At 56.4% G+C, this 15,816-nt stretch carries 8 protein-coding genes; 7 read left to right on the plus strand and 1 reads right to left on the minus strand.

The window, feature by feature from the left end:
• Window positions 1-74: 74 nt before the first annotated feature.
• Window positions 75-1,214 (minus strand): GntR family transcriptional regulator, encoded by a 1,140-nt coding sequence (locus K2F33_RS09915; protein ID WP_263881559.1) that lies wholly within the window; start codon window positions 1,212-1,214, stop codon window positions 75-77.
• Between the two features lie 434 nt (window positions 1,215-1,648).
• Here K2F33_RS09915 and K2F33_RS09920 point away from each other — a divergent pair, with 434 nt between their 5' ends.
• The 7 genes from K2F33_RS09920 (at window position 1,649) to K2F33_RS09955 (ending at window position 15,599) form a co-directional block, all read left to right on the plus strand.
• Window positions 1,649-3,034 (plus strand): ABC transporter substrate-binding protein, encoded by a 1,386-nt coding sequence (locus K2F33_RS09920; protein ID WP_076172896.1) that lies wholly within the window; start codon window positions 1,649-1,651, stop codon window positions 3,032-3,034.
• 89 nt (window positions 3,035-3,123) lie between these two features.
• Window positions 3,124-4,017: a carbohydrate ABC transporter permease gene (locus K2F33_RS09925; protein ID WP_116232703.1), complete on the plus strand. Its 894-nt coding sequence runs from the start codon at window positions 3,124-3,126 to the stop codon at window positions 4,015-4,017.
• Between the two features lie 13 nt (window positions 4,018-4,030).
• Entirely contained in the window at window positions 4,031-4,849 is an 819-nt protein-coding gene (locus tag K2F33_RS09930) for a carbohydrate ABC transporter permease (RefSeq protein WP_076172898.1), read from the plus strand.
• 65 nt (window positions 4,850-4,914) lie between these two features.
• The gene (locus K2F33_RS09935; protein ID WP_263881560.1) at window positions 4,915-7,671 is read left to right on the plus strand and encodes an alpha-mannosidase; all 2,757 of its coding nucleotides are present in this window, start codon (window positions 4,915-4,917) and stop codon (window positions 7,669-7,671) included.
• Window positions 7,672-7,701: 30 nt separating this feature from the next.
• On the plus strand, window positions 7,702-8,913 hold the full coding sequence (locus K2F33_RS09940; RefSeq protein ID WP_263881561.1) for an enolase C-terminal domain-like protein: 1,212 nt from the start codon (window positions 7,702-7,704) through the stop codon (window positions 8,911-8,913).
• A 26-nt stretch (window positions 8,914-8,939) separates the two neighbouring features.
• The gene (locus tag K2F33_RS09945) at window positions 8,940-9,800 is read left to right on the plus strand and encodes an NAD-dependent epimerase/dehydratase family protein (RefSeq protein ID WP_076172901.1); all 861 of its coding nucleotides are present in this window, start codon (window positions 8,940-8,942) and stop codon (window positions 9,798-9,800) included.
• 210 nt (window positions 9,801-10,010) lie between these two features.
• Window positions 10,011-15,599: a glycosyl hydrolase family 28-related protein gene (locus tag K2F33_RS09955; RefSeq protein WP_144025462.1), complete on the plus strand. Its 5,589-nt coding sequence runs from the start codon at window positions 10,011-10,013 to the stop codon at window positions 15,597-15,599.
• The last annotated feature ends 217 nt before the right edge of the window (window positions 15,600-15,816 follow it).

Genomic DNA, 15,816 nt, shown 5'->3' on the forward strand with positions numbered 1-15,816 from the left:
GGGAAGGAAGTAAGGTTCTCTATCTATTAAAAACCGACGTGAAAACGTCGGTTTTTTGCTTTTTAAATGCGTCGTCACAGCCCTCTTGGGGCAACGGAAACGCCAGAATGCACCGACGTCGAACGGCGCGGAATGAGGCGGGTCGGCAGCTTGATCTGCCTGTACTCGGGTTCGTCGTTTTCGATCTGCTCGATAATGAGCTTTCCGGCCTCCCGGCCCAACTCCCGTTCCTGCTGCACCACGGCTGTCGGGGGAACGATGCTGAAATCGGGGTATACGACGTCATCAAAGAAGACCACGGAGAGATCCTCAGGTACCCGCAGTCCCATAGCCAAGGCAGCTTGGATGACATGCGGACTGAAATTCGAAGAAAGAGCCGCGGTCATATGCGGGTTGGCCTGCAAAAACTGCTGGATCATCTCGATGACCTCTTCGTCGCTATTGTCCATCCCCAAACGGGTCATCTGCAGGCTGCGGTCGATGAGAATGTGGCGGTCTTCCAGTGCCTGCTCGTATCCGGCGAGCCGATCCTCAATACTCGAGGTTCCTTCCGATTTGGTGGAGATAAATCCGATATGCCGATGCCCCAGATCGTACAAATGCTGAACGGCCTGTTGGCCTGCTTCGTAGTTGTTGGAGCTGACCGAGTTGGTCTCCACTCCTTTCAGCAGCCGGTCCAACAGCACCAGCGGAAATCGGTTCAGTGTCAGCGACAGAATTTCGTTATTGTAATTTTCGCCTTCTACGGGATAGATGATCAGTCCGGCGACGCCGGCCTGCTTCATCTCGCGTATTTTCTGGATTTCACACTCCTGGGAGTCATTCGTTTTGGAAAAGAGCAGATGATAGCCTTTCTCCGCTAAAGAATCCTCAATACCGCTGAGCAAATTGGCGGTAAAACGGTTGTCCAAGCGGGGCAGCAAAAAGCCGACGGTCTTGCTTGCCGGCAGTGCCGCTTCGGTCGACAGCGGGGAAAACAGAGCTTCCGTTCTTTGTTCCGACACGAAGGTTCCTTTTCCCTGCATGCGGTATACGATGCCTCTGTCCACGAGGTCGGACAGCGCATTCTTGACCGTAATCCGGCTTACTCCGAATTGATCCGAGAGCTCATTCTCCGAGGGGATCCGGTTCATCGGCTTCCAGTTCCCGCTGCGGATCTGCTCCAGGATATAATTTTCGATTTTTTTATACATGGGAGTAAACTTTTTCGTCATGTTTGGCGCTCCATTCGAGAATAGGTCTGTTTAAAATATATTACAATTATCCAACCCGAACAAGTATAAAATACAAGTAATCATGGCAAATGGTATGTTTTTTTATTTCCTCACTCTATATAAGTCGGAGAAAAATACGAGTGTTTTCAACGATTTTTCGTAATATTGACCTTTAACTGAGATAACTTGTAATAAAAAAATAAACATTTACATTAAAAAATAAGATGTTTATATTGTTATCATAAGTTGAGTCAAACATCGTGAAGGCATCGTGGAAAAGAAGGCTGGAAGCGATGCGGGGCAAGGTTGGCACTTGTCATATTTTAACAAGGGGGTGGTATCCAAATCCGCCATATTGAAAGGGATTGCAATCCGTATGATCCTTCAGAAATAAAAAAACATATTAACCGATTAAGCGAAAAGGTGGTTATCCCATGAAAAGAAAAGCAACCTTGATGGTAACGATGCTGTCCGTTCTTTGCTTGTTTGTAAGCGCTTGCTCAGGCGGACAAAAGCAGGAGGGCGGCAGCAGCGCGGAAGGCAGCAAGCATTTGACCATGTGGACCTGGAAGGTCGCTTACACGCCGGGAATCGAAGCGGCAGCCAAGCTGTACGAGGAGAAGACCGGAGTGAAAGTGGATGTCGAGACCTTTACGCCTGACGATACTTACAGACAAAAGTTTCAGGCGGCGGCCAACTCGAAAAATCTCCCCGACGTCGTCAACTGGTGGGCGACAGCGGGCGACTCCATCGAAGGCTCCGTGCTTGAGCTGTCGGGCGAAGTCGGCGACGACGTGCTGAGCAAGTATTACGGTACGGCCATGGATCCGATCAAGGTGACCCAGAGCCAAGTCGATTCCTGGCAGAAGGACAAAAACGCCACGACGGTGCAAAAGTCGTTGAAGGCGGGGCAGTTCTACGGACTGCCGCTCGATATCGGCGGATTCTTTACCTTTTACGGCAACAAGCAGCTGATCGAGAAGGCGGGGCTTACCGCCGAAGCTCCGAAAACGTGGGAAGAGTTCGTCACGATGATGGAAACGATCAAGAGCAAGACGGGAACACCGGGACTTGTCTTTGGCGCCAAAACGTCCGACCTGTGGGAGAACTGGGCCGGATCCGCGCTGGCGATCATGTATGGCGGGCCTCAATCGTATATTGACCTGCTCGAACGAAAAGCGAAAATGAGCGACCCGGAACATCTGCCGGTTGTTCAGGCGGTACAGACGCTCGCTGACAAAGACTTGCTGATGCCGGGCATTTTGTCAACGGATATCGACGGCGCGGACCAGGCGTTCGCCGCGGGCAAAGCCGCATTTGACCTTGGCGGTTCGTTCACGATGTCCACGCTGCTCGCGATGGGCATGAAACCGGAGGATATCGTCACGTTCCCTGTGCCGCCGATTGACGGCTCGAAGATCACTTCCTGGACGACAGATCCGTTCACGCTGACGATGCTGTCCGTGAATAAAGATTCGAAGAACAAGGATGCCGCGCTTGATTTTATCAAGTATATGACCACGGATCCGGATGCGGCTGTTGCGTTCGCGAATGCGGCCTATACGGTTCCGGCCCTGAATTTGGGCGACCGTGCCAAAGATCTCGATCCGAACCTGAAGGCGATCGTTGACTCGTTCGCCACCGAGCCCGGACCGTATTCGGAAGCGCAGCCGGCGATCAGCGCTTACCGGGGCAAGAACAAGGAGTGGGAAGTGTATGCGCAGTCCATCCAATCCATGATCGAAAAGAAAATGACGGCCGAACAGGCTGCGAAAAAATTCGACGATACGATGAAGAGCCTGCAGGCCAGCGGCAACTGATAAACCGGCTCTGGCTATATGATGCAAACGGCGGCAGGGACACGCGCCTTTCCGCCGCTTGCTTAATCCAAATCCAAAGGTGATGGAAGATGATAACAACTAGAAATAAATGGGTACCGTATCTGTTTTTGCTGCCGGGTGTTCTCCTGTTTCTCGCCGTTGGCGTCTATTCGGTCGGCTTCTCGATCCTGCTCAGTTTTTACAACTGGTCGGGGATTGACTTTTCGACGGCCCGCTTCGAAGGCCTTGCTAACTTCAGGCAGTTTCTGCTCGGGGATGACCCGATTGTCACTCAGAACTTTTACAACTCACTGCTGCATAACGTCCTGATCGGTGCAGCCCAGGTCGTTATCGTCATCCCCATCGCGATCGTGCTGGCGTTCGTCCTGCAGAATACGAAGATGGCGTCGCTGTACCGCACGGTGTACTTCCTGCCGATGATCGCATCGGGCGTGGCGATTTTTTATGTATGGAAAGGACTGTTTGAGCCTACCGGCGCTTTTAACTCCCTGTTTCATGCGATCGGACTCGACTTTCTGACCGTACCCGGGGGAATGCTGGGGAGCTCGTCCACGTCGCTGATCGGCATCATTATTACTTCGATATGGGGCGGCCTTCCGGGCACGCTGATTCTGTATTATGCCGGATTAACCTCGATCGATCCCACCTTGTATGAGGCCGCGAACGTTGACGGAGCCAGCAAGCTGACGATGATCACGAAAATCACATGGCCGCTTCTGAAGCCGATTACGCTGATCGCGGTCATCCAGATGGTCAACGGCGCGTTCCAGGCGTTCGAGAACGTGTTCATCATGACCGGCGGCGGACCCTCGGGCAGCTCGGAGGTCATCGGGACGCTCGTGTACCGGACGGCGTTCCTGAATAACGATTACGGGCTGGCCAGCGCGATCGGATGGGTATCCTTCCTGATTACCGGAGCCATTGCCATGTTCAGTATCCGGTCGTTCAAAGTCGACATTTAGAGGAGGACCCGAGATGGTCAAGACTATCAAACACATCATTCTGGTTTTATACGGGCTGACCTGCGTGTATCCTTTCTTGTGGATGATCGGCACCTCTTTGAAAACATCCCAGGATGCGCTGGCCAATCCGCAGTCCCCCCTCCCCAAAGGGGCGCCTGAGTGGTCCACGTTTGCAGAAGTGTGGAACAAGCTGAACTTTTACCGCTTTTTCGTCAACAGTGTGGTCGTCAGCATCATCGTCATTATTGGAGTCGTTCTGATTTATACGATGATGGCGTATTCGTTCGCCAAGTTCAGATTTAGAGGCAAAAAATTCGTGTATTACACGTTCATCGCGCTGCTGCTCGTTCCTGGCGTGACGACGCTCATTCCGCTGTATATCAACATGACGAATCTCGGCCTGCAGAACACGTACGTCGGCATGATCCTGCCGATGATTAACGGGGCCGCGCCGTTTGCCATTTTCCTGTTTACGAGCTATTTCCGGACCATATCGCATGAGCTGTACGAGTGCGCCGTTCTGGACGGCTGCGGCAACTTCAAGATTTACTGGCGTGTCTATCTGCCGCTGGCCCTGCCGGCGATCGGAACGATCGCCATTCTGAACTTTATCGGAAGCTGGAACAACATTCTGTGGCCGATGATTATCGTCGACAAGCAGGAGATGTTCACGCTGCCGATGGGGCTGATGTACCTGGATTCCTCCTCATTTAAAAAATGGAACGAGCTGATGGCCGGGGCACTGATCACCGTCATTCCGATCCTGATCGCGTTTCCGTTTATGCAAAAGATGTACGTTAAAGGCATGACCGTCGGTTCGGTCAAAATGTAATACGCATCATTCATGCCGTACCATCGATAGCGCACTAGAAAACATACAAGAATGGGATGAAAGAGATGACCATAAAAACAGCGCATATTATTGCGCATTCGCATTGGGATAGAGAGTGGTATTTGCCATACGAAAAACACCGGCTGAAGCTGGTCCGCCTGATGGAGGATTTGATCGAGGCCTTCGAACGGGACCCGGAATTTGCCAGCTTCCATTTGGACGGCCAATATATCGTCCTGGAAGATTATTTGCAGATGATGCCGCACCGGGCGGAACAAGTGCGTTCGCTGGTCGAACAGGGGAAGCTGATCGTCGGCCCCTGGTACATTCTGCAGGACGAATTTCTGGTCAGCAGCGAAGCGAATGCGCGCAACCTGCTGATCGGGATCCTCGCTTCGAAAAAGATGGGGGGATACGCGAAAATCGGTTATTTTCCCGACTCCTTCGGCAATATGGGGCAGGCACCCCAGCTTATTCGCCAGGCGGGCATCGATGTCGCCGTATACGGGCGCGGCGTCAAGCCGGTGGGCTTCAACAACGAGGTCCAGTCCGGTAACGAACATACGTCAAAATACTCCGAGATGTACTGGGAATCTCCCGACGGGTCCCGGGTGTTGGCGATCCTGTTCGCCAACTGGTACAACAACGGGATGGAGATTCCGACGGACCCTGAAGCCGCGAAGGCGTATTGGGCGGAAAAGCTGGCAGCCGCCGAAGCGTTCGCCTCGGGACCGGAGCTGCTCTTCATGAACGGCTGCGACCACCAGCCGCTGCAGAAGGATCTGTCCAGGGCGCTGCGCACCGCCGGCGAGATGCTGCCGGACGTGAAGTTCCTCCATTCCAGCTTCCCCGAGTATATTGAAGCGCTTCGTCAGGCGAACCCGGATGCCCTCGATGTCGTGCGCGGCGAGCTCCGAAGCCAGTGGACGGACGGGTGGATCACGCTCGTCAATACCGCGTCGGCCCGGGTGTACATCAAACAGCAAAACGTGCGGAGCCAGACCTTGCTGGAGAAGGTGGCCGAGCCGCTCGCCGTCATGGCCCATTTGACCGGCGCGGCCTATCCGCGGCACGAACTGCTGTATGCGTGGAAGACACTGCTGCAAAACCATCCGCATGACAGCATTTGCGGCTGCAGCGTTGACGAGGTGCACCGCGAGATGATGACGCGCTTCGCCAAGTCGCAGCAGGTGGCGGAGTCGATCGCTGCCGACAGCGCCGCGGCGGTAGCTGCTGCCGTGGACACCTCCGGCTTTGACCCGGAATCGGCGCGGCCTTTCGTCGTCTTTAACACGTCGGGCCACCCCCGTTCCGGCGCGGTTCGCATGACGGTGGACATAGAGCGCCGCTATTTCGATCATCAGGCTCCGCACGAGAAATACGAAGCGTTCAAAGAAGAGTACCGGGTTTTTGATCCGGAGGAATGGATCGTAACGGACGAAGGAGGCAAGCCCGTTGAGGCTAACATCGAGCCGATCGGCCCGGTATTCGGCTATGACCTCCCGGATAACCGGTTCCGTCAGCCTTATTGGGCTTTTCAGGTGGATGTGGAGCTCTACGTCAAGGACGTCCCGGGAATCGGTTATCGGACCTACGCCCTTGTCCGCAAGGATTCCCTGGCCGAATCCGAATCCGTTTCGCCTGCTGTAGGCGGCGTGAATGCAGGTGGTAACGCGATGGAGAACTGTTATCTTCGGGTGGAGATCTCGGAAGACGGCTCCTTTACACTGTTGGATAAAGTGAATGGCCGGAAGTATGAAGGGCTTGGCATTTACGAGGACACGGGTGACATCGGGAACGAATACATGTACCGGCAGCCGGATGGAGAAGCGCCGCTGACGACGGAGGGCCTTTCGGCGGATATCCGGCTGGTAAAGCATACGCCGCTGGCCGCCGTATACCGGATCGAGCGCGTCTGGAACCTGCCGCTTGGAGCGGATGCGCTGCTGGACGAAGAGATTCGCTCCATGGTCCCTTTCCGGTACCGCAAATCCCGCCGCGTTAGCGAGACGGCCGGGGTGAAGATCGTCACGGAGCTCACCCTGGGCAAGGACAGCCGCTCTGTCGGCATCCGGAGCATGATCGACAACACGGTGAAGGACCACCGCATCCGCATGCTGTTCAAGACCGGACTGGCAACGGGCCATGTGATGGCGGACTCCATTTATGAAGTGGCTCGGCGCCCGATTCAGCCTGAAGCCGCGTGGAGCAATCCGAGCAACGCCCAGCATCAGAACGCGTTCATCAGCTTGAGCGACGGCATCGCGGGACTTACCGTCGCGAATCAGGGACTGAACGAATACGAGGTGCTTCCGGCGCATAACACGATGGCGGTCACGCTCGTGCGCGGCGTCAGAGAGCTTGGGGATTGGGGCGTATTCGCGACGCCTGAAGCGCAGTGCCTGGGAACGCATGTCCTGGAAATGGAGCTGATTTCCCATGATGCCGATGTGGTTGAATCGTGCGCATTTATCGAGGCTTATCAATTCCCGGTTGCATGGACGGTTCGGCAGACGGGCGTGCACGGCGGCAAGCTGCCGGCAAATCATGCGTTCCTCGAATGGGAAGGCGATCGCCTTGCCTTCAGCGCTCTTAAGCTTGGCGAGGAGAATGAGGATCTGATGTTCCGGGTATTTAACGTTTCAACGGCTGAGCCGTCTACATTGTCGGTCACGCCTTCGTTCCAGGTGAACGGCGTCTATGAGAGCACCATCATTGAACAGCGCGGGGAAGAGATGGGGAAAAACGAGCAAAGCCGGTATACGGTAGAACTGGGGCCGGCAAAAATTCAGACAGTCGGCATTCGTCCGGCTCTGCGTTAATATAGTCCATTTTGGGGAGGGGAAAGCGGTATGGCCAAAATAACGGCAGTACGCTGCATTCGAACGAGACATGATGGAAGCTGGGTCATCGTTAAAGTCATGACGGACCAGGACGGATTGTACGGCATCGGCTCGGCCAGTGATATTTACCAGCCGGGAGCTGTGGTCAGTGTCATTGAGGAACTGCTGGCACCGGTGCTTATCGGACGGGATACCGGCCAGATCGAGGACCTGTGGCAGACGATGTATACGAGCGGTTACTGGCGCAACGGCTCCACGCTCCATACCGCCATGGGCGGTATCGACATGGCGCTGTGGGACATCAAGGGGAAGGAAGCGGGGATGCCCGTGTACCAGCTTCTGGGCGGCGCGGTCCGTTCGGCCGTTCCTTGTTATGCGCATGCTAACGGTGCCACCTACGAGCAGCTGGAGGAAGAGGTGCATGCCTTTCAGGAGCAGGGCTTCGGCGTGATCCGCTGCCAGCTTGGGGGCTACGGGGGAGGCGGATTCGTCACTCCGCAGGGCGTATCGAAATTCCCTCCTGCTAATGTATTCGATGAAGCCAGCTACATCACGGCGATCCCGGACATGTTCGAGAAGCTGCGTGTACGGTTCGGCATGAACCTGGGCTTTACGCATGACGTTCACGAGCATTTGACGCCTTCCGGCGCCGTCAGCTTATCGAGAGCGCTGGATCCATACCGCCTGTTCTTCGTGGAAGACTTGCTGCAATCGGAGCATACGGGATGGTACCGGCGGGTCAAAGAAACGAGCACCACGCCGCAGGCCGTCGGCGAATTGTTTGTTCACCCGCAGGAGTGGCTCCCGCTGGTGCAGGAGCGCTTGATCGACTTTGCCCGGATGCGCGTCTCCAAGGCCGGCGGCATTACCCCATGCCGCAAAATTGCCGCCGTCTGCGAAGCTTTCGGCGTACGCACCGCGTGGCAGGAAGGCGGGGAGAACGACCCGGTCAACCAAATCGCGGCCGCGCATCTGGACATGGCGATCATGAGCTTTGGCGTACAGGAGATCAACCATTTCCGCAGCGAGGAGAAGGAGGCCTTCCCGGGTCACGCGGTTTTGGAGCACGGGCATTTGAAGCTGAACGATAAACCGGGGCTTGGCATCGATATCGACGAGCAAAAGGCGGCAGCCCTGGTAAAGGATCAAGGTTCCCTGGCAGCATACCATCACCCATACAAGCTGGACCGCAAGCCGGATGGAACGCTGATTCGTCCGTAAGGTCCGGCTGGAAGGAGGAAAAGATCATGAAACAAATCGTCGTGACCGGCTCGGAAGGAAAACTGGGCCACTACGTCGTTCAAGAGCTTAACCATGCAGGATACCGGGTCATCGGAACGGATGCCCGCCCGGCAAGCGGGAGAAACCGTTATGCCCGCTATGTCCAGGGGGATTTGACCCAGCTTGGCGAGGTGTACGGTATTTTGGCGGAGTCGGATGCGGTGGTTCACCTGGCTGCCGTGCCGAATCCTATCAACTTTTCGCCGGAGCGGATCTTCGCCAACAATGTCATGGCGACATACAACATCCTGGAGGCATCTTCGAAGCTCGGCATCCAGCGCGTCGTATTCGGATCGAGCGAATCGGCCTATGGATTCTGCTGGGCGAAGCATCCCTTTCCGCCGCATACGCTCCCCGTTGACGAGGAGCATGTGCTGCTGCCGCAGGAAAGCTACGGGCTGTCCAAGCAGGTGAACGAACAGACGGGCGATATGTTCGCCCGCCGTACCGGCATGGAGATCTATGCCCTCCGCTTCTCTTTGATTCTGGCGCCGAATGAATACGATCGGGAGATTGCTGCCTTCAGCGATACCGCCAGACATCACCGCATTCTATGGAGCTATGTCGACGCGCGCGACGCCGCTTCCGCCTGCAGGCTTGCGCTGGAAGCACCCGTGCAAGGCCAGGCAGAGGCATGCCGTTTGAACGTCACATCCAGCGACTTGCTGAGCGATGCAAGCGTCAGCGAGCTGGCTGCCAAGTATTATCCGCAGGTGCCTTTTCCAGGCAAGGACCCAGGTAAGTTGACGGCGCTCGTGTCCAACGCCCGGGCGAAGTCGGTCCTGAACTGGGAGCCTGCTCATTCCTGGAGGAACGCCGGCCGTTAAGGCCGGTATTCCTTAAGGTTCATAGATGAAGCAAGCCGCCTGCTGAAAGGGGGAGGTGCCGCAAGCTAAATTGGATACGGGACAAGCTCGGGTGTATTGCCGATGGTTTTTTTGCTGCAAAATTGAAAGCGAATACAATCATGATCCCGCAGCGAAGCAGCGTTGCTTTCGTGCAGCTTGATAAGCAAATCAAGCATGGGAGGAATAATCGTGAACAATCGATGGAGCTTTAGGCGCTTTATCGCGCAAATAACCGTCATCGTGATGGTCGTCTCCTTATTCTGGATGGCCCCGGATCCACTTAGAGCCGCCGCCGATGGTGAGGATGCGGATGGCGGAAGCCAGCTTCCGCCATCCGCCCCGGTAACGGTCACCGATTCCGTATACATTACGCTCGGGGAAACGCCGGAAGGGCAAGGCATGACCGCCCGTCCGGGGGACGGTCCGGAGGAAGGCCTGCAGGTGGGCGAAATGGACGGTAAAACGTACTGGAAAACCAATCAAGCGGTAAATCCGAATGATCCGGCACAGAACATCCTCTACTTTTATTTCAATGTGGATGACGACTTCGCGGGAGATCTTAGCGATCAGGACGTTTTGGTAACGGCCGAATATTATGACCAAGGCAATGGGGACATGGTGCTTCAGTATGATTCCAAGCAGTCCGCTTTTAAGGACGCCCCGCTGTTTTCGTACGTAAATTCGGGGACCTGGAAGACGCATACCTTCAAGCTGAGCGACGCGCGCTTTGAGAACCGTACAAACGGTGCGGATTTCCGGATCGGCGTCACCGGCGCCGGAGCGAAGGCACAGAATCCCGAGCTGTATTTGGCGAAGGTGACCGTGACGAAGCAGCCCCGTGAATCGTCGGGGACCCACGAAACCAAGGTCTATGACACGGTATATCCGACGGACGATATCGTCATTGCCGACCGCAGTGTGACGGATTATGGCGCCAAAGGGGATGGGAGCACGGATGACACCCGCGCCTTCCAGGAAGCGCTGGCCGATGCGGGAAGCCAAGGTGGGGGCGTCGTGTACGTGCCTTCAGGCATGTACAGGCTGACAAGCGAGCTTGTCGTCCCGACAGGAGTCACGCTCCGCGGCGATTGGGCGAATCCGGAAGCGCAGGGCGGCAAGGTTCTGGGCACCGTTCTTGCCGTCTACGCCGGTAAGGGACAGGAGACAGGCACGAGCTTCATCAAGCTGCAGCCCTCCAGCGGCGTGACGAACCTGTCCATCTGGTATCCGGAACAAAACGCATCCGATCCGTCACCATATCCGTGGACGATCGAACAGCTTCCCGGCGACAGTGCGACCGTCAAGAATGTCACGCTGGTCAATGCTTACCAGGGGATCAAGATCGGACCGGACTGGAACGAACTGCATTACGTCAAAAATCTCTATGGTACCACGCTGAAGACAGGCATTTTCCTCGATTATACGACGGATATCGGACGGCTGGAGGGGATTCATTTGTCCCCGGATCTCTGGTCCGGCTCGGGCCTCGCGGGATCGCCCGAACGCGGCGAACTGCATGATTACATGACGGGCCACGCCGAGGGTATCGTAATGGGCCGCTCCGATTGGGAATACATGTCGGACATCCATATTTCCGGATATGAGACGGGCATGCGGATGACGACAAGAACCGGCAGCCTTGAATCGGCCAATGCGCAGCTGTACAAGATCCAGGTCGAGGATTGCCATGTCGCGCTCAAGATTGAGGGCGTCAACAATTACGGCCTGCTGATTTCGGACAGCCGGTTCGAAGCTGGCGCCGGGCAGCATCCGATTGCCATTTACGCGACGCAGGGCTTCAATTCTATTGTTCAGTTTAACGGCGTTACAGTTGGCGGGCACCCCGATCAGGCGGTTCTGAACGAGGGCAGCGGCACCTTATCCTTCGAAAACAGCACGTTCGCAAACTGGGGGGACGGCAGCGAAGACTATGCGATCGTCGCCCGCGGCGGATCGCTGATACTGGGGGCTTCCAGCTTCGCCAAACCCGATCGGCATCTCCTGCTTGAAGGGAATGTCGGAACGGTAAATTCCATCAACTCGGGATATGACGGCAAGCTGTCCGTAACCAATCACAGCCAATCGACGGACCTGAATATCCGCCAAGACGACAAGTATGTCCTGGACCGCCTTCCTGAGGTGCCATCCGTGGATATCGCCGCACGTCCCAAGCCGGCGACGAGCCGATTGTTTAATGTGGTGAATGCTCCGTACTCCGCCGATCCGACCGGGAATGAGGATGCCTCTCAGGTGATCCAGCAGGCTCTAAGCGATGCCGGTGATGCTGGCGGCGGCACGGTGTATATGCCGGCCGGGATCTACCGGGTCGAGCAGCCGCTCGTTGTACCGGCCGGCGTAGAATTGCGCGGCAACTTTGATGTTCCGCATCATACGATTGGCGGCGGTACGGTCATTTTTACGAACTACGGGGAAAATGAACCGGATGCCCCGGCGTTGATCCAGTTAAAAGCGTCGGCGGGCCTCCGTGGGATATCCGTTTATTACGACCATCAAACCTGGACCGAGGCGAATCCGGTCAAGCCTTACCCGTGGACCGTTCAAGGCCAAGGGAAGGACGTTTACCTGATTGATACGACGCTGGTCAATCCATACCAGGCCGTCGATTTTGGAACATACGATACGAGCGGGCATTACATCGATTACGTGGCAGGTTCCCCGCTGAAGGAAGGGATTTACCTGGGCGGAGGTGCGCAGGGCGGATACTTGCGGAACGTCCAGTTCAATCCGCATTATTACGGGCGCAGCAATTACCCGAACCATCCATCCACCGGCGCGGACTCCGACATGGTCTGGAGTTACCAGAAGGACCATCTGGATGCTTTCCGCATCGGCAACGTGAAACAGGAGACCATTTTTAACACCTTCGTCTTCGGTTCGAAGTTCGGCATCCATTTCGAAGGACAGGACGGGCAGGGCCCTGAAGCCGTCGTGATCGGCCACGGCACGGACGGAAGCAAAAAAGGAGCCGTGCTGGAAGGCGCGGACAAGGCGGGACTCCAGTTCATCAACACGGAGCTGGTCTCGATCAGCACGACCGACAAAGTCTACGTTGAGGTCGGCAAAGACTTCGGCTCCAAAGCGGTGTTTTTCAATTCTTCGATGTGGGGCGATACGAACCGTTCCTTCGATATCTTCGGGGGCACCGTGCGGATTCAGCAGGCCAACTTCACCAAAGTCGGCGACATCGGCATTAACGCCGTCGGCGGTGACATCGGACTGTACGATTCCTATTTCCAGCAGTCCCAAACGACCCATGTGTATGCAGGGCCGGGCATCGACAAGATGGTCGTATCCAACAACCTGGCCAGCGGGGGACTTCAAATTCAGAACGATGCGCCGGGCAAAGTGTCGGGAAGCAATCTCTATCCTGTGACGCTGAAGTTAGAGAAGGCGCCCTTCGATCCTTCACACCCGGAAAATACAGGAACGGTGCTGTCGATAACCAATGCGGCCGGAGATGGAACGCTGAAGGGACAAATCGAATGGGTCAGCCCCGGCATGTATGAAGAAGCGCTGAAGCCGATCCGTTTTGACAATCTAAAAAAGGGCGAAACCCGCAGTGTGGCCATCCCTTACTTATCAGCCGATTCCCTGAAGTTCAGGGTTGCGCTGGATAACGGGGAACGTTATGAAACGTCGGTCAAGCTGTCCCAGTCCTTCGCATCGCGAAGCGAGACCGCGGACCACACGCCAACCATTGAAGTGTCCGGTCCGGAGCATTACTACAGCGTTGGCGGAAGCTGGGGAGGCGCCGATGATCTCGGGCTCACCTCCAAGGTCACCTGGGATGAAGCCCACTTGTACGTTAACGTAGATGTCAAGGACAACGTCCACAGCCAGACGTTTACAGGCGGCGATATATGGCAGGGCGACAGCCTGCAGGTCGGTATCGACCTGGCGAAGGAAGACGGCGCGGCCAGCCGCCAGGTGAACGAGCTCGGGTTTGCGCTGAACGAGGACGGCAGCGTGCAGAAATGGAGATGGCGTGCTCCGGATGGGATAACGCCGGGTCCGCTGGAATCCGTTCAGGCAGTCGTTACCCGCGACGAAACAGCCAAGGTAACGCATTATGAGCTGACCCTTCCATTTGAGGCGCTTCACGGTGCGGGCTACGATTTCCGCGCAGATAAACCGATTGGGCTTGCGCTGCTCGTCAACGAAAATGACGGGGACGGCCGGTCCGGGTTCATGGAGTTTAACGGAGGTATCGGCACAAGCAAGGATGCCGGATTGTTCGGCAATCTGTACCTCCTGCAGGACGATTATGTGAAACTGCTGGAGAAATCGGCTCAGGCCAGCGTGAAGTCGGCGGAGCAAAAGAAAGACGTCAGCACCGTCGATGCCGCTGCCAATTTCGTGCTTCTTCTGCCGGATGGCGGACTGAAGAAATCCTTGCAGGCCCGGCTCGCTGCCATTGGCACGAAGCCCGGAACGGATCCGGGCGGAGAAGAGCATCCCGGAGGACCGGGATCGAATGGAGGAGGGAACTCCGGTTCCGGCTCCAGCTCTGGTTCCGGGTCGGCAGGGAGCGGTACACCAACCGGCGGAGGCTCCAATCCAGATCCATCCGGAAAGAATAGCTTGACGTTATCGCCGGTATTGGATCAAGCGTCCAAGCTGGCGAGCGTCCGCCTGGACAGCAAGGAGGCTGAGCAGGCATTCGGCGGAATTCAGGCAGGCCAAGGCGGGACGAAGACGCTGGTCGTGCAGCTGAAGGCTGCTGCCGGGGCCGAAGGGTATGCCCTGGAGCTCCCAGCAGAGCTGGTTGCGGATAAACAGGCAGCACGCTCGCTGGACATTCATACGGAATTGGGGAATCTGTGGATTCCGGGCGATCTGCTGGCCGCGTCCAAGGAACAGCTTGGCGAATCCGTCGTCGTGAGCATCAGCAAGGTGAATCGCGCAGGAACGGGCAAGGATGCGGCATCCATCTTCGGCGAAAGACCGGCGGTCTCGGTGCAGCTCGCTACTGCCAAGGGAGTATCGCTCCAATGGACGGATGCGCCCGCGCCGATCAAGGTCATGCTGCCTTATCAGCCGGGCTCCGGCGAAGCGAAGAATCCGGAGAAGCTCGTCGTACGGCTGCCCGGAGAACAAGGGCAATATACACCGGTTCCAAGCGGCAAATACGTCCCGTCTTTGGGACACATCGTATTCAAGGCTTGGCAGCCTGGAGTGTACGCCGTTGGTTACGATGAGCATACGTTTCAGGATATCGGGAACCTCGCTTGGGCCCGTCAGGCCATCGAAGCTCTTGCGGCCAAAGGGATCGTTCACGGCGTATCCGAGTCGGCCTATCAACCGCAAGCGATGATCCGAAGAGCGGACTTTGCGGCTCTTCTGGTTCAAGCTTTTGAACTCAACCGGAATCACACCGAAAGCGCCGAGCGGTTTACGGATGTGCCGCAAGATGCTTATTATAACGAGGCCGTCGGCATCGCGAGAGCGCTCGGAATCGTTCAGGGGGGCGGGACCCTTTTCCTGCCGGACGCCCCGATCAAGCGGGAAGACGCGGCCGTCATGATCTACCGCGCCATGGATGCGGCAGGCATCCTGCCGGCAGCGGCTGGTAGCCAAGCCTCCGCGGGCGGATTCGCCGACTCGGATGCGATTGCAGCCTATGCCCGCGATGCCGTCCAAGCTTTGGCGGATGCGAAGCTGCTGCAGGGTGACGGCGGCAAGTTCCATCCGAAAGAACCGATCACGCGGGCGGAAACGGCGGTTCTGGTGTACCGCTTGTATAATCTGCTGCCTTAGGGCAAGTTGGCAATGACATGCCTGTGCACAGCATCGCTTGCGAGCGATCGTGCACAGGCTTTTTTTTGCGTCCTTTCATCGGATGGGATTCAGGGGGGGGTGAAGAGGCGGGAGTCGCGTTTTCTTTTCATAAGGCCTGAATAGTTTAAAATCGCCTCATGGAAGGCGGGTGGCGCCTAATCGTATGCTAGGGGAGTGGAGAGGAAAGAGAGACGGA

Source organism: Paenibacillus sp. PSB04, assembly GCF_025809195.1.
GTDB classification, from domain to species: Bacteria; Bacillota; Bacilli; order Paenibacillales; family Paenibacillaceae; genus Paenibacillus_AQ; species Paenibacillus_AQ favisporus.